General features: G+C 62.1%; 19 protein-coding genes. 6 read left to right on the forward strand and 13 right to left on the reverse strand.

Features of this window, described 5'->3' with window-relative positions:
* Positions 1 to 11: 11 nt before the first annotated feature.
* Positions 12 to 404 carry a 30S ribosomal protein S9 gene (gene rpsI / locus FKL89_RS05440; protein WP_156861802.1) on the reverse strand — a complete coding sequence of 131 codons (393 nt, stop codon included), beginning with the start codon at positions 402 to 404 and terminating at the stop codon, positions 12 to 14.
* A gap of 27 nt (positions 405 to 431) precedes the next feature.
* Complete coding sequence (gene rplM, locus FKL89_RS05445; RefSeq protein WP_156861803.1) at positions 432 to 866, reverse strand: 50S ribosomal protein L13; 435 nt, start codon at positions 864 to 866, stop codon at positions 432 to 434.
* A gap of 391 nt (positions 867 to 1257) precedes the next feature.
* On the opposite strand from rplM, the gene FKL89_RS05450 reads away from it, so the two are divergent.
* Positions 1258 to 1674, forward strand: coding sequence for an OsmC family protein (locus FKL89_RS05450; RefSeq protein WP_156861804.1), 417 nt, complete (start codon positions 1258 to 1260; stop codon positions 1672 to 1674).
* 209 nt (positions 1675 to 1883) lie between these two features.
* On the opposite strand, the gene FKL89_RS05455 is transcribed toward FKL89_RS05450, so the two are convergent.
* The 3 genes from FKL89_RS05455 to FKL89_RS05465 all read right to left on the reverse strand — a co-directional run bounded on the left by FKL89_RS05455 (position 1884) and on the right by FKL89_RS05465 (position 5264).
* Complete coding sequence (locus tag FKL89_RS05455) at positions 1884 to 2867, reverse strand: Bug family tripartite tricarboxylate transporter substrate binding protein (RefSeq protein ID WP_156861805.1); 984 nt, start codon at positions 2865 to 2867, stop codon at positions 1884 to 1886.
* Positions 2868 to 2981: 114 nt separating this feature from the next.
* Complete coding sequence (locus FKL89_RS05460) at positions 2982 to 4217, reverse strand: CaiB/BaiF CoA transferase family protein (RefSeq protein ID WP_156861806.1); 1236 nt, start codon at positions 4215 to 4217, stop codon at positions 2982 to 2984.
* Between the two features lie 105 nt (positions 4218 to 4322).
* A complete protein-coding gene (locus tag FKL89_RS05465; protein ID WP_156861807.1) occupies positions 4323 to 5264 on the reverse strand; it encodes a hydroxymethylglutaryl-CoA lyase in 942 nt (313 codons plus the stop codon).
* 204 nt (positions 5265 to 5468) lie between these two features.
* Between FKL89_RS05465 and FKL89_RS05470 the strand changes: the two genes are divergently transcribed.
* The gene (locus FKL89_RS05470) at positions 5469 to 6389 is read left to right on the forward strand and encodes a LysR family transcriptional regulator (protein ID WP_156861808.1); all 921 of its coding nucleotides are present in this window, start codon (positions 5469 to 5471) and stop codon (positions 6387 to 6389) included.
* Between the two features lie 8 nt (positions 6390 to 6397).
* Here the strand turns inward: FKL89_RS05470 and FKL89_RS05475 are convergent, their stop codons facing one another.
* A complete protein-coding gene (locus FKL89_RS05475; RefSeq protein WP_156861809.1) occupies positions 6398 to 7381 on the reverse strand; it encodes a helix-turn-helix transcriptional regulator in 984 nt (327 codons plus the stop codon).
* Positions 7382 to 7499: 118 nt separating this feature from the next.
* On the opposite strand from FKL89_RS05475, the gene FKL89_RS05480 reads away from it, so the two are divergent.
* From FKL89_RS05480 to FKL89_RS05490, 3 genes are all read left to right on the forward strand, one after another.
* Entirely contained in the window at positions 7500 to 8072 is a 573-nt protein-coding gene (locus tag FKL89_RS05480) for a hypothetical protein (protein ID WP_238363495.1), read from the forward strand.
* Positions 8073 to 8075: 3 nt separating this feature from the next.
* Positions 8076 to 8726, forward strand: a complete 651-nt coding sequence (locus FKL89_RS05485; protein WP_156861810.1) for a LysE family translocator — start codon at positions 8076 to 8078, stop codon at positions 8724 to 8726.
* Between the two features lie 64 nt (positions 8727 to 8790).
* Positions 8791 to 9471, forward strand: a complete 681-nt coding sequence (locus FKL89_RS05490) for an NAD(P)H-binding protein (RefSeq protein WP_238363496.1) — start codon at positions 8791 to 8793, stop codon at positions 9469 to 9471.
* A gap of 32 nt (positions 9472 to 9503) precedes the next feature.
* Here the strand turns inward: FKL89_RS05490 and FKL89_RS05495 are convergent, their stop codons facing one another.
* The 3 genes from FKL89_RS05495 to FKL89_RS05505 all read right to left on the reverse strand — a co-directional run bounded on the left by FKL89_RS05495 (position 9504) and on the right by FKL89_RS05505 (position 12939).
* A complete protein-coding gene (locus tag FKL89_RS05495; RefSeq protein WP_156861811.1) occupies positions 9504 to 11048 on the reverse strand; it encodes a delta-60 repeat domain-containing protein in 1545 nt (514 codons plus the stop codon).
* 224 nt (positions 11049 to 11272) lie between these two features.
* The gene (locus FKL89_RS05500) at positions 11273 to 11758 is read right to left on the reverse strand and encodes a single-stranded DNA-binding protein (RefSeq protein WP_156861812.1); all 486 of its coding nucleotides are present in this window, start codon (positions 11756 to 11758) and stop codon (positions 11273 to 11275) included.
* Positions 11759 to 11760: 2 nt separating this feature from the next.
* Positions 11761 to 12939: an MFS transporter gene (locus FKL89_RS05505; RefSeq protein ID WP_156861813.1), complete on the reverse strand. Its 1179-nt coding sequence runs from the start codon at positions 12937 to 12939 to the stop codon at positions 11761 to 11763.
* A gap of 261 nt (positions 12940 to 13200) precedes the next feature.
* On the opposite strand from FKL89_RS05505, the gene uvrA reads away from it, so the two are divergent.
* Positions 13201 to 16062, forward strand: a complete 2862-nt coding sequence (uvrA, locus tag FKL89_RS05510; RefSeq protein ID WP_156861814.1) for an excinuclease ABC subunit UvrA — start codon at positions 13201 to 13203, stop codon at positions 16060 to 16062.
* Positions 16063 to 16141: 79 nt separating this feature from the next.
* Here the strand turns inward: uvrA and FKL89_RS05515 are convergent, their stop codons facing one another.
* The 4 genes from FKL89_RS05515 to metG all read right to left on the reverse strand — a co-directional run bounded on the left by FKL89_RS05515 (position 16142) and on the right by metG (position 21167).
* On the reverse strand, positions 16142 to 16570 hold the full coding sequence (locus tag FKL89_RS05515) for an Hsp20/alpha crystallin family protein (protein ID WP_156861815.1): 429 nt from the start codon (positions 16568 to 16570) through the stop codon (positions 16142 to 16144).
* A 139-nt stretch (positions 16571 to 16709) separates the two neighbouring features.
* Complete coding sequence (locus FKL89_RS05520) at positions 16710 to 18392, reverse strand: SulP family inorganic anion transporter (protein WP_156861816.1); 1683 nt, start codon at positions 18390 to 18392, stop codon at positions 16710 to 16712.
* A gap of 43 nt (positions 18393 to 18435) precedes the next feature.
* A complete protein-coding gene (locus FKL89_RS05525) occupies positions 18436 to 18948 on the reverse strand; it encodes a GNAT family N-acetyltransferase (protein WP_156861817.1) in 513 nt (170 codons plus the stop codon).
* Entirely contained in the window at positions 18945 to 21167 is a 2223-nt protein-coding gene (gene metG / locus FKL89_RS05530; RefSeq protein WP_156861818.1) for a methionine--tRNA ligase, read from the reverse strand. The genes FKL89_RS05525 and metG overlap by 4 nt, the downstream gene beginning before the upstream one ends.
* Positions 21168 to 21241 lie beyond the last annotated feature (74 nt).

The following is a 21241-nucleotide window of genomic DNA, read 5'->3' on the forward strand; positions in this document are numbered from 1 at the left end:
GTGTAATCGCGTTAGCGCTTCGAGAACTGCTTGCGACGGCGTGCCTTGCGCAGACCGACTTTTTTACGTTCAACTTCGCGCGCATCGCGGGTGACCAGACCGGCCTTCTTCAGGTCGGGCTTGTAGGCCGCATCGTATTCGATCAGCGCGCGGGTGATACCGTGACGCACTGCACCGGCCTGGCCGGATTCGCCGCCGCCCATCACGTTGACCATGATGTCGAGGCTGTCGAGATTGTTGGTCAGCACGAGCGGCTGGCGCACAATCATGCGGCCGGTTTCGCGCGAGAAAAATTGATCAACCGGCTTGCCGTTCACCGTGAAGGCGCCCTTGCCGGATTTGATGAACACACGAGCCACAGCGCTTTTGCGACGACCCGTACCGTAGTGGAAATTACCGATCATTTTGATGATTCCTTGGGTGCGAGTCGATTACTGCGCGAAAGTGACGGTCTTCGGTTGCTGCGCGGCGTGCGGGTGAGCATCGCCGGCGTAGCACTTGAGCTTCTTGAGCATCGCGTAACCGAGCGGGCCCTTCGGCAGCATGCCCTTGACGGCGTTCTTGAGGACGCGGTCCGGGTATTTGGCCTGCAGCTTTTCGAAATTGGTTTCGTAGATGCCGCCCGGGAAGCCGGAGTGGCGGAAATACGTCTTTTGGTGGGCCTTGTTGCCGGTGACGCGGATTTTTTCCACGTTGGTCACGATGACGAAGTCACCGGTATCCATGTGCGGCGTGAAGATGGCCTTGTGTTTGCCGCGCAGGCGCAGGGCGATTTGCGTGGCGAGGCGACCGAGGATCTGGTCGGTGCCGTCGACATGCAGCCATTCCTGCTTGATGTCGGTCGGCTTGGCTGAAAAGGTTTTCATTGCTTGGACTCGTTTGGTGTTTTGCGAAGGGCGGTGAGCTCGGTGTGACCCGTGCTCTGTCGTCCAGCGCGTTATGAGTTTCCTCGCGCGAACCCACTAAAAGTTCAGGCGAGCCCGCTAGTATAGCGCTAAATCACTGATCTACCAACGAAAACGGCGGCCTGAACGCTCGCCGCGCAGAAAAGAAAACGGCAAGCCCGAAGGCTTGCCGTTAAAGATGTCTCACCAAAGGAGGAGGAAGGAGGACATCAATCACCTGCTAAGGAGGAGGAAGCAGGCGATGGATGAATTTCAGCATGCTGCACCGCACAAGTCAAGCGCTTTTTGTGCGTTGCAGCGATAATTGTCTAGGCAAGTTGCTCTAGTCGTCAGACAACTCAGGAATAGTCTTATGAAATCAAGTATCAAGTGGGTCGACAACGTTCAATTTGTGGCCGAAACAGGCTCCGGCCATGCGCTGGTGATCGATGGTGCCCCGGAATATGGCGGTCGCAATACCGGCGCCAGGCCCATGGAGTTAGTGCTTGCTGGCGCGGCGAGCTGCACTGCGTTTGACGTCGTACTAATGCTCAAGAAATCGCGGCAGAACTTCACGAGTCTGCATGTTGATGCTGATGCCGTTCGCGCCGAAACTGATCCAAAAGTGTTCACTGCGATCAAACTGACGTTCCGTGTTGCAGGAAAGTCACTCGATCCGGCGGCAGTCGAGCGCGCCGTGAAGCTGTCGAAAGAAAAATATTGCTCCGCAACAGCAATGCTCGGAAAAACGGCTGAAATCACCACCGAAATTGTGATTTCCGAAGCCTGACCTCGCGCGTTGGGCAGGTATTGGCCAATCAGCTTTACTGTTCAATGCCCAACTGAATGCGGGCTAGAGGCAATAATCGATAAAAGTCGAGATTACCCGTTTTCTGGGTCAAGGCCGCGCGCAATGGACGTTTCATGCAAAAGCTGCTGCTTTGCGGCACGACAATTCGCCGTTGCCGCGCCCTCGAAGCCGGGCTGCTCTTGTTCCGGCTAATCGAGCTTGACGCCCGCCCGCTTGACCAGTCGGGCGTACTTGTCCATCTCGCTGACGAAAAAGGCGGCAGCCGCTTCCGGCGTGGTCACATTGATCGGGTTGCCCTGTCTGGCCATCGCATCCTTGACGTCGGCGATCGCGAAGGCGCTGGCAAAAGCGGCATTGATGCGCTTGACTTCAGCGGCGGGCAGCCCTTTCGGGCCAATCACGGCGAACCAGCCTTCCACCAGATAACCCGGCAGCCCCTGCTCGGCAAAGGTCGGGATTTCCGGTGCTGCTGCAAGGCGTGTCTTCGACGACGTACCGATCGCCCGTAGCGCGCCGCTTTTCAGGTGTGCCTGAATCGCCGGCAGCGCGAGCACGCCAAAGTCCACCTGTCCGCCGATCAGATCGGTAATCATCGGTCCCACGCCCTTGTACGGGATGTGTTTCGCCTTCACCCCAGCTTCGTCGAGGAACATCTCGGCCGCAAGATGAAGAATGGTGCCGTTGCCACTGGACGCGTAGTTCAACGTGTCCGGCTTCGCCTTCAGCAATGCGACCAGCTCCTTCGAGTCGCGCGCCGGCACTTTCGGGTTTACCACCAGCACCATCGGTGACCCACCAATCACGGCGATCGGCGTGATGTCCTTGATGGGGTCAAACGGCAGCGTCTTGTAAACGCTGGGATAGATCACGTGATTGTTCGACACCACCGAGAGCGTGGCGCCGTCAGGCGCCGACTTCACCAGCGCCTGGGTGCCCACAATGCCGCCGGCGCCGGGCTGATTGTCGATCACGACGGCGGTGCCGAGCGAGGCGGACAGCGCCTTCTGGCTGGCGCGCATGATGGTGTCCACGCCTGAACCGGCGGCGACGGGCAGGATGAAGCGAGTCAGTTTGTCGCTTTGTGCGTGCGTGGAGGTGGGGGCGACCAGGGCCGCGCAACTGGTCGCCAGCATTGCGGACGCCAGCCAGCGTCTGGCAGTCTGAAATTTCATTGAAGCCTCCTAGTATTGAAATCCTGGTTATGCGTGTGGGAGCGGCTCCGCCACGACATCGACTTGCCGCCGGCAACCATTTGTCGCGGCGGAGCCGCTACCACAAGTTTGTTGCTACGCCACGGCCTTCGCGGCCACCAAATCGTTGATTGCAGCGGCATCGAATCCAAGTTGTGCGAGCAGCTCGCGCGTATGCGCCCCTTGTCGCGGCGGCTGCAAGCGAACGCCAAGTCGCTCGCCGTTCATCGTGAACGGCAGCAGTGTGGTGCGCGCCGTGTCGCCAGCGCGCTTGCCGTCTGGCAGCGTGATGTCGGCAAGCCCGCCGGTCACATTCAGGTGCTCGTCGTCAAACAGTTCCTCAGGCTTGCGGATCGGTGCAAAGGGCAGGCCGACGCGCTCGAAGAGCGCCGCCAGATCCGCCGCAGAATGCCGCGCGAGCCGCTCACGCAGCACCGGCAACAACAAAGGTCTGGCTTCGACCCGCTGATTGTTGGTGGCATAGCGCGCATCGCTCTTCAAATCGGCGTAGCCCAAGGCATCGCAAAACGTCGCCCACTGCGCATCACTGACGGCGGCGAGGAATATCTGCTCACCGTCTTTCACCGTGAACACGTCGTACACCGCCCACGCCGAGATGCGATCCGGCATCGGCGCAGCCGCCTTGCCGGTGATCGCGTATTGCAGCATGTGCTGACCAACCAGAAACACGTTGTTCTCGAACAGCGCTGACTGGATCTCCTGCCCTTTGCCGGTGATGCCGCGCTGCACCAGCGCGCCGAGTGCGCCAATCGCGCCGAACATGCCACCCATGATGTCGTTCACGCTGGTCCCCGCACGCAGCGGGTCGCCCGGGCGTCCGGTCATGTAGGCGAGGCCGCCCATCATCTGCACCACTTCATCGAGCGCTGTGCGGTGTTCGTACGGCCCTGGCAGAAAGCCTTTGCAGGTGACGTAGATCAGCCGCTCGTTGACTTTGCTCAGCGCGGCATAGTCGAGCCCGTATTTCGCCATCGTTCCTGGTTTGAAGTTCTCCGCGACCACATCCGCGCTCGCCGCCAGCTTGCGCGCCACCGCCGCCCCCTGCGGCTTGTGCAGGTCGATGGCAATGCTTTTCTTGTTGCGATTGAACATCGGGAAGAACCCGGCACCCGCCCCCAGCAGATGCCGCGTGCGGTCACCATCAATCGGCTCCACCTTGATCACCTCGGCACCCATGTCGGCCAGCACCATGCCGCAGGTGGGGCCCATCACCATGTGGGTGAATTCGACCACTCGAAGGCCTGCCAGCGGCAGGGCTTTGCTACCGCGGTCCGGGAGGCCGGTCAGAGGGAGTTGCTTGTCAGGGTTCATGGTTATGGAATGTAGGGCAGGCCGTGCCCGCCGAGTGTGGAACGGCGGGCAGTACCCGCCCTACACAATGGATTCCCGCTGCGCGAGAATGACGCCAAGTGTCAATCATGCGGCAAGCTGTTTTGAGGACGCACTCTTCGGCACGCCCGCCCGCCAGATCGCGCCGCCGAGCTGTTCGCCCCGGAGCCACCCGGCAATTTGCTGGCGCAGTGCGAGCAGTCGGTCCAGGTCGATGCCTGTGTCGTAGCCCATCCGCGTCAGCATGAATACCACGTCCTCGGTGGACGCATTGCCGCTGGCGCCCGGTGCATGTGGGCAGCCGCCAATGCCGGCGGTGGAGGCGTCGAAGCGGCGAATGCCCATGTCGAGCGCGGCGAGTGTGTTGGCGAGCGCGAGACCGCGTGTGTCGTGAAAGTGGGCGCAGGTGAGCTTGTCGCCCACCGCACGCAGCGCACGCTCGAACAGGCGGCGCACCTGGCCGGGATCGGCGTAGCCCACGGTATCCGCGAGCCCCACGCATTCGGCCCCGGCGTCGAGCGCCCCCTGGAGCAAGGCGATCACATCGTCCTCCGGCACATCGCCCTGCAGCGTGCAGCCGAAGGCCGTGCTCATGCCGACCTCAATGCGTGTCTTGGAGCCTGCCGCATCACGCGCCGCGCGGATGGCGGCGATCGTGGTGAGCATTTCTTCCGGCGTCTTGCGCACATTGGCGGCGCTGTGCGCGCGGCTGGCCGACATCGGAATCAGCATCGAATGCGCACCGACTTCGATGGCGCGCTCGGCGCCTTTGAGGTTCGGTACCAGCACCGAGGCGATGAGGCCCGGTAGCGTCTTTGCGTGCGCAACCAGTTCTGCCGTGTCGGCCAGTTGCGGCAGCAGCTTCGCGGGAACGAACGACCCAACCTCAATCTCGCGCTGACCGGCGGCGTAGGCGGTGTCGATCCAGGCGAATTTCTGCGCAGTTGGCAGGATGGTCTGAATGCTTTGCAGGCCGTCACGCAGGCCGACTTCGCGGACGACCACGTTTTGCTTGGCGGGCTGGGTCACAAATCCTCCTTTGCTTTGGCGCTGTGGGAGCGGGCTTGCCCGCGATTGCACCTTGCTGAACGGGTTTCACGGCCAGGGCCGCTCCCACAAAAGCTGCGTCAGCACCCAATTTCGAAGAATTTTAGATTTCACCTATCGTCGCAAATTGATATTTGGTAAGAATAAAATTGTCAGAATGGAAAATCAAATGATCGACGCAACTTGATGCGTGATCTCGACCTCACCACCCTGCGCCTGTTCGTGACCGTCTGCGAGACGCGTAACATTGTGCGGGCTTCGGAGCAGGCCAGTCTGGTTGGGTCAGCCATCAGCAAGCGCCTCTCAGCACTAGAGGCGGCGGTGGGTGTGAAGCTGCTGCAGCGGCGCCGTCGCGGCATGGAGCCCACTGCTGCCGGGCAGACCTTGCTGGAGCATGCGCGCGAGATGCTTGCCACGGCCGAGCGCATTGAGCGGGCGATGGCGGGCTACGCCTCGGGCCTGCGCGGCGAGGTGCGTGTGCTCGCGTCGGCGTCGGCGCTGGCCGAACACCTGGCTGACGATATCGCCGCTTTTCTCGCCCTGCCGGCGCACAAGGACATTCGCGTCACCATGGAGGAGCGCGTCAGCCCCGACATAGTACGCGGCATCCGCGAGGGCAGCGCGTCGCTCGGTGTGTGCTGGGACGCGGCGGACCTCGGCGATCTCGCCTCGACGGGCTATCGCAGCGACGAACTGGCGGTGGCCGTGCATCGCAGCCACCCACTGGCGCAGCGCAAACGCGTGCGCTTCGTCGAAACCCTCGACTACGAGCAGGTGGTGCTGCCGGTCAATAGCGCAGTGAACCTGCTGCTCGGCCGTGCCGCTGCGGCGGCGGGCAGACGCCTGCAGCATCGCGTCGTGGTCACCAGTTTTGACGCGGCGCTGCGTGCCGTGCTTGCCAACCTGGCACTGTCGGTGGTGCCGCGTGAGGTCGCTGCACCCTATCGCAATAGCCCCGATTTGTGCATCGTCCGCCTTGACGAGGCGTGGGCGAAGCGGCGCTTTGCGATCTGCTATCGCGGCATCGACACGTTGCCCAACGCGGCGCGATTGCTGCTCGAGCATCTGCAGCGAGCGGCTCAAACGCACGGTCGGCCGTCGGCGTGATGTTGCCGTCACATAGCATTTGCTGCGAGGCGCGCCGCGTGCGCCATCACCGCATCACGCAGCTCAGGTGGTGATCGCACCTCGAACGCGAACGACAGCCGCGCCAGTTGCCGCGCGTACCAGCCAAGGTCGTCAGCCTGACTGTGCAGCAGTACGCCATCGCCATCGGGGTTTGGCTGGAAGACGCCGATGGCTTCGAACAATTCCTCGCGGGCCGTTTTGAGGTCCGTCTTCAGCAGCACGACAACGCGGATCGCACGTGGCAACGTGGCAACGCTGTGGGCCAGATAGGCCATCGCGTCAAACGACTGCGGTGCCTCGAAGTGGGCGCCCGGACCGCTCAACAGCTCCACCGCTTCAATGCGATCAAGCCGGAATGAGCGCAGATCGCGACGCAGGTGACACCAGCCCACCACGTACCAATGCCGTGCGCGCCATGCGAGGCCGTAGGGATCCATGTCACGCTCGCTCTCGCGAAAGCCCTTGCCGCTTTCGCCGCTGTATGGTGAGCGGTAGCGCAAGTGCACGCGCCGGTGCTGATGCGCGGCGGTGGTCAGTGTCACGAGTGTCGCGTTGTCCTGCGGCGACGGCGATGCGCGCAGATCCAGCGTCACCGTCTCGCTGAGCGCACGCAGTCGCGACTTCAGCGATGTGGGCAGCACGCGTTCCAGCTTCGCCTGGGCGCTCTCAACGGCGGGTGCAGCTTCGGCCAGCCCCAGCGAACGCGACGCCAGCAGACCGACCGAAATTGCCAGCGCCTCATCGTCCGTGAACATCATCGGCGGCAACTTGAAACCCGCGACCAGACTGTAGTGCCCGTAGCGACCACGTGAGGACGTGACCGGGATGCCCAGTTCATCAAGCCGTTCGATGTAGCGACGGAGGGTGCGGCCATCCACGCCCAGTCGCCCGGCGAGCTCGGCACCGCTCAGGCGGCCATGCGACTGCAGCAGCTCCAGCACGGTCAGCACGCGGGTGGTGGGTGAAGACATGTTGCAAGTTTATGGTGAATCAGGGCGAAAAATGTCCGCATTAACACCTATCTTTTCCTTGTGCGAACGCTCGGGGTCGACAACCACGAGCGTCGATTCATCACTCAAGGAACCCGATATGAAACCCACCACCGAAGCCATCCAGGCCACATCCCGCGACATCGAGAACGACGGCAAGCACGATCCTGTGCGTGACTTCGACTTTCTGTTCGGCTACTGGCAGGTTGCCCACCGCAAGCTGCGCAGTCGGTTGACCGGTTGCGCTGACTGGGAAGAGTTTCAATCGACGCAGCAGTGCTGGCCGCTGATTGGCGGGATCTGCAACACGGATGAGTCGCTGCGACTGGACGCGGCGTCAGACCCGGCCCACATCGGCGCCACCTTCCGCTGTTTCGACCTCACGCAACAGCGCTGGAGCATCTACTGGGTGAGCCCGCGCGACGGTGTGCTCGGTCTGCCGCCAGTGGTCGGAAGCTTCAGCGACGGCGTTGGCATCTTTGAAGCCGACGAGATGATCGGCGGTCAGATGGTGCGTGTGCGCTTTACGTGGACGGTTCATTCGCCGACGGCAGCGCACTGGCAGCAGGGCTTCTCGCTCGATCAGGGGGCGACCTGGGAAGTGAACTGGACGATGGCGTTCAACCGCATCACGGCCGACGAGTACGCGCGCCTGAACGCTGCGCGAGGCTAGGTGATGGAGCAGACGAGCCATCTCTGGCTTTACTTCCTGATGGTGTTTGGCGTGATCGTGCTGCCGGGTATGGACATGGCTTTCGTGCTTGCCAGCGCACTCTCGGGCGGGCGGCGCACGGGCGCGTACGCGGTAGCCGGCATCGTATTTGGCGGTCTCTGCCACACGGCGGCAGGGGCATTGGGCTTTGGCCTTGTTTTCAAGCTCTTGCCGGGGCTGGTCAATGCCATGCTGGTGATCGGCTCGCTCTACATCGCGTGGATTGGGGTGTCGCTGCTACGGGTGAAGGCCGTTGGTGCCGCCGATAGACCAGATTTACCTGCGATGTCGGTGATGTCGCGATGGGCCACCTTCCGTCGCGCTGCGTTGACCTGCCTGATGAACCCGAAGGCCTACCTTTTCATGTTCTCGATCTTTCCGCAGTTCCTGCGTGCCGAGTACGGGCCGGTTTGGGTGCAGGCGCTCGCACTCGCCGCCATCACCGCAGTGACGCAGATCGCCGTCTACGGCAGCCTCGCGTTCACGGCGGGCAGCGCGCAGGGCTGGCTGGCCGCGAGACCGATGGCGGGCGTGTGGCTGGCGCGCACAGCCGGTGCGATGCTGTTGGTCGGGGCCGCGATCACCTTGTGGGGGATCGTGCGGCACAGCATCTGAGCGGGCGGATGGCGCTGCGCTACGCTATGCCTTTGGCAAACAGGCGCAGGGCAGAGGGCAGGTCATGGCGAAAGCGTTGTCGGTGGTGATGCTCGGCGCCAGTGGCGCGACGGGTAGCGAAACGCTCAAGGCGCTGCTCGCGATGCCGGAGGTGACGCGCATCACACTGCTCGGCCGGCGCGCGGTTGTGCTGCCTGATGGCGCTGCTGCACGCGTCACGCAACGGGTGGTTGATGTTGGTTCTCCCGACACTTATGCAGACTTCATCGATGGTCACGATGCGGCGATCTGCACGCTCGGCGTCAGCCAGCCGTCAAAGATGACGAAGGAAGAGTTTCTGCGCATCGACCGCGACTGGGTAATCGCCTTCGCCAATCTCTGCCGCCAGCGTGGCGTGCGGCACTTCGAACTGCTCGGCGCGGTGGGTGCTGATTCGCGTTCGCCGTCGTTTTACCTGCGTACCAAGGGCCAGTTGCGCGATGCGCTGATAGCGCTCAATTTCGAGCGATTGTCACTGTTCCAGCCGTCGATGATCCTGACGCCGAGCAATCGCTTTGGTTTGAGCCAGGCGCTCACGCTCGCATTTTGGCCGAGCCTGTCACATCTGATGCTGGGACCGGCCCGCAAGTTTCGCGGCATCCGCGTCGAGGCACTGGGCGCAGCCATCGCCCACAATCTGGTGGTGGACGGCAAGGGCGTCGAGACGCTGCAGTGGGGTGATTTCCAGCGCTTGCAGAGAACGTGACTGACCAGAAGCACGACGTGGCAATGGCTCGCCTATGGCGCCAGATTGCTCATGCCGCACTGGTTGACGAGGAAATCGCGGATCAGCGGCCAGGTGTTGCGCGGACCGGTGGTGGCGATGCCATTGAGCACAGCGGCACCGCTGAGCCCGAGCGACGCACGCGCCAGAATCAGTGCATCGGTGGTCGGCAGCACGCGGCCATCGCCATCGATATCCATGCTGCAGTTGCGGGCTGCCGACGAGGCGTCGCCCTGCAGGCGCGCGGTGCAGATTTGGAACGACGCGCCGTTGTCGCAGGTGCCCGCGAGCACCAACTTCCCGTCGGTCTGCAGCGCCGCGTCATTGGCGCGATCGCTCGCAGCCAGCATCGGTTTCAGGCCGCCACCGGTGTAGGTGGCGTCCAGCGTGCCGGTATCGCCGGCGCGCCAGGTTAAAAAATCCAGTGTCACGGGGTTGGGCGCAACGTTGTACGACGATGCTGCGAACACTGTTCGCCCGTCCGCTTGCAGCACCGGCTTGAGGCCGTACTCGCCACTCTCAACTGGAACTCCGAAGGGTGTTCCACCGGGATAGTTGTAGGCCGGGTCGATCTGGCCCGTGATATCCAGCCGCTTGCCTGCCTGGATATCGCCACCGTTGTTGCAAACGAACGCAACGATCACCTTGCCGTCCGGCTGAAGTGCCATCCGCGGTAGCTTGTTTTGCGTGCACAGTTCCAGCACCTGCGTACCGGTGGTAGCGAGATTGCCGAATGTGTTGTCCCACGCGCCCGACACGGTGAGTTGCGACACATAAACTTTCTTGATCGCCGCTGCCGGCGGGAGCGAATTGTTGCCTTCGGTTGCGATGAGCACCCGACCATCGGCGCGCACCAGCATGGAAGTCAGGCGTTCGTCAAGCGCATTTACCGCGATCGTCCGTCCGGAATTCGCGTACGCTGTATCAAGCGAACCGTTGCTGTTCAGTCGCACCACGCACACTCCCACTGTGGCAAGAGTGTCACCACGACAGCGTCCCCCAAGCAGCAGTTTGCCGTCTGCGAGCACGGCAATCGCGCGCGCCTCCTGGATCCCGGCCGCCATGCCTACGGTGCCAAAGCTGATGCGTGACTTGCCGGAGAGCCCGAAACCGCCATCGAGAGAACCGTCAGCGAGCAGGCGCACCAAGCAGGTTTCGGTCGGTGCGGTCTCGGGGCCGCAGGAACCGGCCAGCACGATCTTGCCGTCGCTCTGCAGTGCGATTGCGTGCGCGACTTCGGTGACACCGGTACCGCCGACGTTAACCAGTTTGCTGCCGTTGTTGCCAAACGATGTATCGAAGAAGCCGTTCGGCAGCAGCCGAAGCGCACAAATCTGGGTCGAACCAGTCGCCAGCACAAAACACTTGCCAGCGACCACGATCTTGCCATCAGGCTGGATTGCGACGGCGTTGGCGTACGACGCGTCAGCGCCATTTACGCTCGCGAAACTTTTGCCGCTCAACCCGTAGGTGGTATCAAGGTCGCCCGGAGCCGCGTCAGCGGCGATGGACAGCGACCCCGCAGCGATTGCGGCGATGAGTGTCGGTAAACGATGCATGGGTGTCAACAGAATGTCAGATCGTGAAAAGGCGGCAACGATGCTGTTCCAAAGACGTAACCATGTCGGGCGTCATGCCATCTCCGACCAGTCGTCGGGCCGTTCGCCCCCGTGACGCTCAGGACCTGCAGGCGAACGAATGCCGGCTGCGAGGCAATGCTCACCCGTTACGATGCGATTGCGGGCATAGCGCGCTGCCGACCGGCAGCGGTCGCGGGTGACGGTTAGAACGGAATATCGTCGTCGAAATCGTCGAGCTTGGCTTTTTTCGGCGCGCTGGCACCACTCGATCCGCCACCCTGGAAAGGCTGTCCAGCTTGGCGCGGCGTGCTGCCGCCCTTATCGTCTTCATACGGTGCGTCGGAGCCGCCACCGCCGCCACGGCCGCCCAGCATCTGCATGCGGTCGCCGCGGATCTTGGTCATCGTCTTTTCGACGCCTTCCTTGTCGGTCCACTTGTCGTACTGGATGCGGCCTTCGATATAGACCGGTGCGCCTTTTTTCAGATACTCACCGCAGACTTCGGCAGTACGGCCGATAAATTCGATACGGTGCCAGTCGGTACGCTCCTGCTTGCCACCGCTCTTGTCTTTCCACTGCTCGGTGGTCGCGATCGAGAACGTTGCCACGGCTTCGCCGCTGGGCAGGTAGCGCATTTCGGGGTCGCGCCCGAGATTGCCAATAAGGGTGACACGGTTGACGGATGCCATGATCAGTTCTCCTTTTTTCTTGCCGGTGGCGGTTGCATCGAAAAGGCCGCCACGAACCAAATTGCCGCGAGGGCGGCACACACGTAAAACACCATGTTATCGCCAAACCGCTTGGCCAGCGCCCCTCCCACAATGCCCCCCAGGAACAGTCCGAACGCCTGAGTGGTGTTGTAGACGCCCATCGCAAAGCCCTTTACGTGTGCTGGCGCCAGGCGTGACACCAGCGAGGGCTGCATCGCCTCCAGCAGGTTGAACGCGATGAAGAACAGCATCAGGAACGTGACCAGCCCGGCCAGGGCGGTATGCGTCAGCGCCGGCGCCGCCAGCATGGCAACCATGAGCAGTGCAATGGCGCCCAGAAAGACTTCGCGCAACTTGCCGCGTCGCTCTGCCATGATCATCGGCGGCACCATCAGCACGAATGAGACCACGATCACCGGAAGATAGACCTGCCAGTGGCTCGGCGCCGGCAGCGCGCCGCGATCAACCAGCAGGGTCGGCACCACCACGAAAAGCGCCGTCTGGCAGACGTGCAGCACAAACACGCCAATATTGAGGCGCAGCAGCTGCGGATTGAACAGCACGTCGCCGTGGCGAATCGGCTCCGGCTGTTCCTCCCGCACCGGCGCAGGCGGCACGCCCCACACCACCACCACGATACCCAGGCAGGCCAGCACTGCGGTCAGCCAGAACAGACCGGAAAGCCCGATCCAGGCAGTCAGCGGCGGCGCGGCGATCAGCGAGAACGCAAAGGTAAGACCGATCGAGCCACCCACCATTGCCATGGCCTTGGTGCGCACTTCGTCGCGCGTCGAGTCTGCGATGAAAGCAGACACCGCCGCGCTGATCGCCCCGGCACCCTGAATGGCCCGACCGGCGATGACGCCCGCAATGTTGGTTGAAAGCGCGGCAACAACACTACCGATCGCAAACACGATCAGTCCGGCGACGATCACGGGCTTGCGGCCAAAGCGGTCAGATGCCGCCCCGAAGGGGATCTGGAACATCGCCTGCGTCAGTCCGTAAATCGAGATGGCCAGGCCGATCAGGTAGGCCTCCTGCCCGCCCGGCAATTCACGGCCGTAGATCGCGAATACCGGCAGGATCAGGAACAGCCCGAGCATGCGCAGTGCAAAGATGGAGGCGAGCCAGCCGCTGGCGCGGCGCTCGGACGGAGTCATGGAGAAGGTGGGAGAAGACAAGGCAGCGTGGCGGAGTTGAGGCGGGCGAACCGCACACTATGCGCGACCCGCCTGAAAACGCCCTGAATCATAGCGGCGCAGCGCCAAAGCCAGACTGACGGCGATCAGTCGAACTACCGGTTACCGGCCAAACTCGCAGGTCGGCATACCGGTCCGGGTGCCGTCGGGATTTACTGCTATCCGGCCGCCGCGAGATAATGCCGGGTTGCCCGTTGCGGGCGTTGTCGGCTGTCGGTGAGTATGGATTTCCTCCGGGTGCGCGGTGCGCGCACGCATAACCTCAAGAACATCAATCTCGACATCCCCAAGCACAAGCTGGTCGTGATCACCGGTCTGTCGGGCTCGGGCAAAAGCTCGCTGGCCTTTGACACGCTGTACGCCGAGGGGCAGCGCCGCTACGTCGAATCGCTGTCGGCTTATGCACGGCAATTCCTGCAGATGATGGACAAGCCGGACGTGGACCTGATCGAGGGCCTCGCACCTGCGATTGCAATCGAGCAGAAGGCAACCAGCCACAACCCACGCTCGACGGTCGGCACCGTGACCGAAATCCATGACTACCTGCGACTGCTCTACGCACGGGTGGGAGACCCGTACTGCCCGAATCACCCCGAGATCATGTTGTCGGCGCAGACCATCTCGCAGATGGTCGATACCGTGCTGGCCTGGCCCGCAGATACCCGCATCATGCTGCTGGCGCCGCTCGTCGCCGACCGCAAGGGCGAGCATGTCGAGCTGTTCATCGAGCTCAAGGCCAAGGGCTTTACGCGCGTGCGGATCGACGGCGAGGTCGTTGAGCTTGATCCGACGCCGAAGCTGGCCAAGAATCACAAACACACAATTGAGGTCGTCGTGGACCGCCTCAAGGTGCGGCCCGACGCCAAGCAGCGCCTGACGGAATCGTTCGAGACGGCCTGCCGCATGGGCAATGGTCGCGCGATTGTCGTGTCGATGGATGATGAGAAGGCAAAGCTGCAGCTTTTCTCGTCGAAGTTCGCCTGCCCGATCTGCGACTATTCGCTCGCGGAGCTGGAGCCGCGGCTGTTCTCGTTCAATTCGCCAATGGGCGCCTGCCCGACCTGTGACGGGCTCGGCGAGATCGACGAATTCGAGCCCGGCCGTATCGTCGCGCACCCCGAGCTCTCGCTCGCCAGCGGCGCAATCAAAGGCTGGGACCGGCGCACGATCTTCTACTTCCAGATGCTGCAGGGACTGGCGGCGCACTACGGCTTTGATCTGGAAACGCCGTTTGCCGAGTTGCCGGAAGAAGCCCGACACGCCGTGGTGTACGGCAGCGGCGAGGAGGTGATCGAGTTCGACTACGTCAGCGAGAAGGGCGTGTTGCAGAAGCGCAAACACACCTTTGAAGGCGTGTTGCCCAACTTCCGTCGGCGCTATCGCGAGACCGAATCCGGCGCTGTTCGCGAGGAGTTGGCGAAATACATGAGCCGGCGCGATTGCCCGGACTGCCACGGTGCGCGGCTGCGTCGCGAGGCGCGCTTTGTGAAAGTGGGGCCGGGCAAACAGAGTCGGGCAATTTACGAGGTAAGCCGTCTGCCGCTGCACGAGACGGCGAATTTCTTCGATTCATTGCAACTGGACGGCAGCAAGCGGCAGATCGCCGAGCGCATCGTCTGGGAAATCCGCAACCGGGTGGGTTTTCTCAACAACGTCGGGCTCGATTACCTTTCGCTCGACCGCAGCGCTGAAACCCTGTCCGGTGGCGAGGCGCAGCGCATTCGCCTCGCGTCGCAGATCGGCTCCGGGTTGACCGGTGTGATGTATGTGCTCGACGAGCCTTCCATCGGCCTGCACCAGCGCGACAACGACCGTCTGCTGGAAACCCTCAAGCACCTGCGCGATCTCGGTAACTCCGTCATCGTGGTCGAGCATGACGAAGACGCAATCATGAGCGCGGATTACGTGGTCGACCTGGGCCCGGCGGCTGGGGTGCATGGTGGCGAAGTGGTGGCGCACGGCAAACCGACGGATGTCAAAAAGAGCAAGACTTCCCTGACGGGTCTGTATCTTTCCGGCGCCAAGGAAATCTCCATCCCACCAAAGCGTTTGCAGCCGGACAGCAAGCGGATGATCCACATTCGTGGCGCACGTGGAAACAACCTGAAGCGCGTGGACGTGCGTATCCCGGTGGGGCTGTTTACCTGCGTTACTGGCGTCTCCGGTTCAGGCAAGTCGACGCTGGTTAATGACACGCTCTATCGCGCCGCCGCGAAAAAGATCTACGGTAGCCTTGAAGACCCGGCGGCACACGACGGCATTGATGGCCTTGAGCATTACGACAAGGTCATCAATGTTGACCAGAGCCCGATCGGACGCACGCCGCGCTCCAATCCGGCAACCTACACCGGGCTGTTCACGCCAATTCGCGACCTGTTCGCGCAGACGCCGCAGGCGCGCGAACGCGGTTACGAGCCCGGCCGCTTTTCATTCAACGTCAAGGGCGGGCGCTGTGAGGCTTGCGAGGGCGACGGCGTAATCAAGGTGGAAATGCACTTCCTGCCGGATGTTTACGTTGCGTGTGACGTCTGTCACGGCAAGCGCTACAACCGAGAGACGCTTGACATCCACTATCGCGGCAAGAGCATCTCGGAAGTGCTTGAGATGACCGTGGAGGAGGCCTGCGAATTCTTTTCGCCGGTACCGGCGATCGCGGCCAAAGTGAACCTGCTGAACGAGGTCGGCCTCGGCTACATCCGGCTCGGCCAGGCCGCGACCACGCTCTCGGGCGGCGAGGCGCAGCGTGTAAAGCTCGCCCTGGAACTGTCCAAGCGCGATACCGGCAACACGCTCTACATCCTCGACGAACCGACGACTGGACTGCATTTCGCCGACATCGACCTGTTGCTCAAGGTGCTCTACCGGTTGCGGGATCACGGCAACACGGTGGTGGTGATCGAGCACAACCTCGACGTCATCAAGACGGCCGACTGGCTGGTCGACATGGGGCCGGAGGGGGGCGATGGCGGCGGTACCGTCGTCGTGCAGGGAACGCCGGAAACAGTGGCTGGCGATGGCGGCGCGCGGGGTTCACATACAGCGAAGTTTCTGGCGCCCCTGCTCAAGAAGGCGAAGCGCGCGTAGCCGGCGCACCAACGCGGCTACGCCCTCATTCCCGCGTGCGCTGGGATGAGGGCGGTTTTTAGGGCGCTGGGCCGGATGATCAGTTGATCGTCAGTCGCTTCTGTGCGGTTGCGTTCTTCTTCGGCAGCGTCAGCGTCAATACGCCGTGCTCATGCTTTGCGCTGGCCTGATCGGCATCCACTGCTTGCGGCAGCTTGAATGCGCGTGAAACCGCGCCAGTCACGCGCTCCGTCAGCACGACGCTCTCACCTTCGCCGGTTTCGCGCTTGAAGGTGGCTTCTACACGAACGGACTTTTCGTCAACGTCCACCGCGATGTCTTCCTTCGCCACGCCCGGCACATCGAATTGCACGATGTAGGCATTTGGCGTTTCGCGTACGTCGGCGTGCAGCTCGGCTGTGGTGCGTTCGCCAAAAAGCTCGGACGCCAGCGAATCAAACGCACGATCAAAGCCGCGACCACCCCAGCGAACTGCGGGCACACCATTGAAGCGAATCAAACCAGTCATTGCATTTTCCTTTCGTCTTGCAGTGCGCTGAATTCGCAGCGCTCACGACATCGAAAATGCGTATGCCGATAACACTTTCAAGGGCTTTTTGAGCGATTCTTTTTGGCGTCAAAAGTGCTTGAAATCGGCGCAAACCGCCCTAAACGCGTGAGTCCGGCGGTGTTGTCTGCAGCCTCGCCTGAACCTGGCGCCAGATGGCCAGGTCAAGCGCCTGCCGTCGGGTCTCTACCACGTGGTCAAACCCCAGCTTTTTGTCCGCACCAGTGCGAGCGAAAAGCCCGCGCGGTTGCGGCCCGAGTCCAAAGACGATGACTTCGATACCGGCGCGCCGACAGTTTTCGCAGTAGCGTTCGACCGTTTCCAGCGCCGTCGAATCGATGTAGATGACTTCGAGAAAGTCCAGCAACACCAGCTTGCTGCCTGCCGGGACGGTCGCGAGCCCGGCCTCCAGTCGGTCCACTACACCAAAGAACAGGGCCCCGCGCAGACGCACGCCCGCCACGCCTTCCGGCAGCGGCAGAGCCGGCGCGTCAGGGTCCTTGGCGAGGTTGGTCACTACCTGCACGGCCGCAGCTTCGGTCAGCCGCTTGATCAACAGCAGCGTAGCCAGCACCATGCCTACCTCGACCGCGATGGTCAGGTCGAACAGAACCGTGAGCAGGAAGGTGCTGATCAGGGTGGCGTTACGCAGCGGTGTGTACTGGCGCAGCGCCTTGAACTCGCGCCATTCGCCCATGTTCATGGCCACCCACATCAGGATCGCGGCCAGTGCCGGCAGGGGAACGTGTTTCGCCAGCGGACTGGCCACCAGCAACACGACCAGAACAGTGATGGCGTGCACGATGCCGGCGACTGGCGTCTGCGCGCCGTTCTTGATGTTGGCACTGGTACGCGCCATGGCGCTGGTGGCGGCGAGGCCTCCAAACAGGGGGGACACGACATTGGCGATGCCCTGCGCGATCAGCTCCTGATTGGCATCCGCCCGGTCATTGGTCTGCTTGTCCGCCACCACGGCGCAGAGCAGCGATTCAATGGCGCCAAGCAGTGCAATGGTCACCGCAGGTGGAATCAGGCTGCCGAGTTGTTCGATGGTGAACTCTGGCATTGCCGGGAACGGGATCGCCGCCTTGATCTCGCCGAACTTCGAACCGATGGTGGCAATGCCCGTATTGCCCCAGAGCGTGAGCAAGGTGGAGAAAATCAGCACCAGAAATGGCGAGGGAATGTAGCGCGACCATTTTGCCGGCCACATGCGCAGGAACGCCAGGCAGGCGATCGCCAGCAGCATCGACGGACCGTGCAAGTTGGGCAGCGCCGCCCATAGCGCCTTGACAATGCCGAAGAACTCGCCGGGCATTTTTGCAATTGGCAGACCGAGAAAGTCCTTAACCTGTGACAGCGCGATCAGCACCGCAATGCCATTGGTGAAGCCAATGATCACCGAATTGGGGACAAAGCGGATCAGCCGCCCCAGTTTGGCCGCACCCATCACCATCAGGATGACGCCTGCCATCATCGTGCAGATCATCAGGTTTGCCCAGCCGTAGCGGATCAGGATGCCGTACAGCACCACGATGAAGGCGCCGGTGGGGCCGCCAATGCAGAGGCGCGTGCCTCCTACCGCCGAAATGATGAAGCCGGTGATGACTGCGGTGACCAGGCCCTGCTCGGGCGCAACGCCGCTGGCGATCGCAAATGCCATTGCCAGTGGTATGGCGATGATGCCGACCGTTACGCCGGCAAGCAGATCAGCCCGGAACTTCTCTGTACTGTAGGTGCGGAGTTCGCCGAGCAGGCGAGGGCGAAACGCCAGACTGATCATCGCGGTAGCGACGGGCCTCCAGATTGCGCCGTTGCCTGCACGGTCAGGCGACCAGCTTGCGCATGCGGATCGGCTGCAATGCGCCGGCAAACACGGTGGAGAACGTGCGGTCAGCCTCGACGCTGAAACCGAGCTTCTCGAAGTACGCCTTGTACTGCGGTGAGTAGGATTCGACCGGGATGCGGATCGAGCGCACTTCGGATTGCTTCGCCAGCCGCTCCAGCGTGTCGAGCAGCAGGGTGGTGAAGCCACGGCCCGAGAACGTTCGCGTCACGCCGAGACGGCGCAGCTCCCAGCTGCCGTCGCGCGCCTTCACATAGGAGAGCGCCGCCACGGGCAGGTTGTTGCGATAGAGCACCAGTCCGCCACCGGAGCGCAGATCGTCGGCGATCTGGGTCGGGTTGTCATTCTTGCGCCGCTGCGAAATGGCAACACGCTCCGACCAGTCGCCCTTGGTCAATGCTGACACCACCGGCGCGTCGCGCGAGCTGGCCTTCAATATCTTGTATTTGTCCTGCTCGAAGACGGTGCGAGTGGCTCCGAAAAGGGTTTTCATGTCACTTTCATGCCGGCGCGGGCGCCAGCGTGGGGGTTAAGCAGATACAAGCCTGCGTCATTGTGGTCATCTTTCGCAGATGCCGCAAGTACCATGCCTTCGGAGACGCCGAACTTCATCTTGCGCGGTGCGAGATTGGCAACAAGCACGGTGTGCTGGCCGATCAGGCTTTCCGGTGCGTAGGCTGACTTGATGCCCGAGAACACGTTGCGGGTTCTCGGTTGCCCGGATTCGTTCGTCTCGCCGACATCCAGCGTCAGGCGCAGCAGCTTGTCGCTACCCTCGACGAGCTCGGCATTGACGATTTTTGCGATACGCAGATCGACTTTGGCGAAGTCATCAATCGAAATGAAGCCATCGGCCTGCGGCCCTGATGCAGCAGTCTTTGCAGCGGCATTGCTGCTGGCTGCGCCTTTCGCTGCGGGTTGTGGCTTGGCGGGCCTTTCCGCTTTTGCCGGTGCGGAGGCGTCGGGGAGCAGGCCGAAGAGTTCGTCGAGCTGCTTTTCTTCTACTCGGGACATGAGGTGCTTGTACGGCGAAACCTTATGACCTGCCTTAAGCGGCTCGTGAATGTCACGCCACTGCTGTGCAGGCAAGTTCAGGAAGGCAAACGCTTCTGACGCGAGTCGGGGCAAGATCGGAGCGAGATACGTGGCCAGTATCCGGAACGACTCCACCACGACCGTGCACACCACATGCAGTTGAACCCGTGCGGCCTCATCTTGCGGCGCGCGTTTGGCGAGTTCCCAAGGTTTGCTGGTGTCGTAGTACCCGTTAACGAAGTCTGCAGCCTCCATGACACGACGTACAACTTTGCCGAAATCTCGTGCCTCATAGAGTTCGGCAAGGTCGGCGGCCAAGCCCGCCAAATCCTCGCCCACGCCCGCGCTGACAACGGCTTGTCGCTCAAATATCCTGCCGTCAAAATGCTTTTGCAGGAAGCCTGCAGTCCGACTCGCAATATTCACAAACTTGCCAATCAAGTCCGAGTTCACCCGCGCCATGAAGTCTTCAGCGGTGAAGTCGACGTCCTCGACGTTGGCGTTGAGTTTGGCGGCGATGTAGTAGCGCAGCCACTCGGGATTCATGCCGATCTGCAGGTACTTGAGCGGGTCGATGCCGGTGCCGCGGCTCTTGCTCATCTTCTCACCGCCGACGGTGATGAAGCCGTGCACGTTGACGCTGTCCGGCACCTTGTAGCCCGCGAACTTGAGCATTGCCGGCCAGAACAGCACGTGGAAGTAGACGATGTCCTTGCCGATGAAGTGGATCTGCTCGGTGTTCGGGTCGGCGAGGAAGTCAGCTAGCGAGCGCGTCTCGCCGTTGTGGGCGGCCTTGCCGCTGTCGAAGTAGTTTTTCAGTGAAGCCAGGTAGCCGACCGGCGCATCCAGCCAGACGTAGAAGTACTTGCCCGGCGCATCGGGGATCGGGATGCCGAAATACGGCGCATCACGCGAAATGTCCCAGTCGCCGAGTTTGCCGTCTTCGCCCAGCCATTCCTTGGTCTTGGCGATGATTTCGCTCTGCAGTCGTTTCTTGCCGTGTGCGTCCAGCCCTTCAGTCCAGCCGCGCAGAAACTCTACGCACTGCGGGTCCGACAGCTTGAAGAAAAAATGCTCCGAAGAACGCATTTCCGGCGTCGCGCCGGAGAGCGTGGAGTACGGATTCTTGAGGTCCGTCGGCGCGTACACCGCGCCGCAGTTTTCGCAGGAATCGCCGTACTGGTCTTTGGCGCCACACTTCGGGCATTCGCCCTTGATGTAGCGGTCCGGCAGGAACATGCTCTTGACCGGGTCGAAGAACTGTTCGATGGTCCTGGTTGCGATGAAGCCCGCCGCCTTCAGCTTGCGGTAAATGTCCTGCGCCAGCTCGGTGTTTTCGGGCGAGTCGGTCGAATGCCAGTTGTCGATCGACAGGTGAAAGCCGTCGAGATAATCCTTGCGCGTGGCCGCGATCTCGGCGACGAATTCCTGCGGTGTCTTGCCCGCCTTCTCGGCGGCGATCATGATCGGTGCGCCGTGCGTGTCGTCGGCGCACATCCAGTGCACCTCATGGCCCTGCATACGCTGGAAGCGCACCCAGATGTCGGCCTGGATGTACTCCATCATGTGGCCCAGATGGAACTTGCCGTTCGCATAGGGGAGGGCCGTGGTGACGAAGATGCGGCGCTTGTTGGCGCCAGCGGTCACCGCTGATGATGGTGTGCTGGATGCGGTCATGACGATTTTGCGGGGCAACAAAAAGGGTGAAAACCCTTGGAAAAACAGGGAGATAGTATCAAATCTGGCGCCTT

This window comes from Casimicrobium huifangae (assembly GCF_009746125.1).
Lineage (GTDB): Bacteria > Pseudomonadota > Gammaproteobacteria > Burkholderiales > Casimicrobiaceae > Casimicrobium > Casimicrobium huifangae.

Excerpts from the sequence above, each read along its gene's own strand:
- uvrA (WP_156861814.1), top strand. The coding sequence starts at position 13,201 with ATGGATTTCCTCCGGGTGCGCGGTGCGCGCACGCATAACCTCAAGAAC.
- FKL89_RS05455 (WP_156861805.1), bottom strand. The coding sequence starts at position 2,867 with ATGAAATTTCAGACTGCCAGACGCTGGCTGGCGTCCGCAATGCTGGCG.
- FKL89_RS05480 (WP_238363495.1), top strand. The coding sequence starts at position 7,500 with ATGAAACCCACCACCGAAGCCATCCAGGCCACATCCCGCGACATCGAG.
- FKL89_RS05485 (WP_156861810.1), top strand. The coding sequence starts at position 8,076 with ATGGAGCAGACGAGCCATCTCTGGCTTTACTTCCTGATGGTGTTTGGC.
- rpsI (WP_156861802.1), bottom strand. The coding sequence starts at position 404 with ATGATCGGTAATTTCCACTACGGTACGGGTCGTCGCAAAAGCGCTGTG.
- metG (WP_156861818.1), bottom strand. The coding sequence starts at position 21,167 with ATGACCGCATCCAGCACACCATCATCAGCGGTGACCGCTGGCGCCAAC.
- FKL89_RS05460 (WP_156861806.1), bottom strand. The coding sequence starts at position 4,217 with ATGAACCCTGACAAGCAACTCCCTCTGACCGGCCTCCCGGACCGCGGT.
- FKL89_RS05470 (WP_156861808.1), top strand. The coding sequence starts at position 5,469 with ATGCGTGATCTCGACCTCACCACCCTGCGCCTGTTCGTGACCGTCTGC.
- FKL89_RS05450 (WP_156861804.1), top strand. The coding sequence starts at position 1,258 with ATGAAATCAAGTATCAAGTGGGTCGACAACGTTCAATTTGTGGCCGAA.
- FKL89_RS05490 (WP_238363496.1), top strand. The coding sequence starts at position 8,791 with ATGGCGAAAGCGTTGTCGGTGGTGATGCTCGGCGCCAGTGGCGCGACG.
- FKL89_RS05475 (WP_156861809.1), bottom strand. The coding sequence starts at position 7,381 with ATGTCTTCACCCACCACCCGCGTGCTGACCGTGCTGGAGCTGCTGCAG.
- FKL89_RS05505 (WP_156861813.1), bottom strand. The coding sequence starts at position 12,939 with ATGACTCCGTCCGAGCGCCGCGCCAGCGGCTGGCTCGCCTCCATCTTT.
- rplM (WP_156861803.1), bottom strand. The coding sequence starts at position 866 with ATGAAAACCTTTTCAGCCAAGCCGACCGACATCAAGCAGGAATGGCTG.
- FKL89_RS05520 (WP_156861816.1), bottom strand. The coding sequence starts at position 18,392 with ATGATCAGTCTGGCGTTTCGCCCTCGCCTGCTCGGCGAACTCCGCACC.
- FKL89_RS05495 (WP_156861811.1), bottom strand. The coding sequence starts at position 11,048 with ATGCATCGTTTACCGACACTCATCGCCGCAATCGCTGCGGGGTCGCTG.
- FKL89_RS05500 (WP_156861812.1), bottom strand. The coding sequence starts at position 11,758 with ATGGCATCCGTCAACCGTGTCACCCTTATTGGCAATCTCGGGCGCGAC.
- FKL89_RS05525 (WP_156861817.1), bottom strand. The coding sequence starts at position 18,948 with ATGAAAACCCTTTTCGGAGCCACTCGCACCGTCTTCGAGCAGGACAAA.
- FKL89_RS05515 (WP_156861815.1), bottom strand. The coding sequence starts at position 16,570 with ATGACTGGTTTGATTCGCTTCAATGGTGTGCCCGCAGTTCGCTGGGGT.